Below are 398 nucleotides of genomic sequence, written 5' to 3' on the forward strand. Positions count from 1 at the left end.
GCTCGGCCACCAGGCCAAGGAATTCGAGGTGCCGGAGATGAAGACGATCTTCCGGCGCGGTGCGAATTGGGCGGCGCGGTGAAAAGAAGCTCCTGCGACTGACTGCCTCACCCTGGCCCTTTCCGGGTCGAGCCAATGATCTCGACCCGTCTTTCACCCCCGCACGCGGACTCAGCATCGGCGATGTTTTCATGAGAGACCATGGCCCGCCGGCGAGTATCTCTTGTTGCGAGGGGACTTGCGCTTCCCCGAAATGTGGCCAAAAATACTGATCGCAATTCTTGCGCGCCGACAGCAATGCGGCGCGCCCCCGAAGTTATTCATTCCGTAAATGAAATATGATTTCAGATTGATGGCGGCGTACTTGGCCCATCCGGCCGACCGAGACTGAGCAATTC

The 398-nt window shown here is 58.5% G+C and carries 1 pseudogene; it reads left to right on the plus strand.

The annotated features are described in order from the left end of the window. Positions 1 to 82, plus strand: a pseudogene (locus AC5ZG1_RS44600) (ThuA domain-containing protein); the annotation flags it as partial. Positions 83 to 398: the final 316 nt, after the last annotated feature.

Source organism: Bradyrhizobium sp. Leo78 (assembly GCF_059512425.1).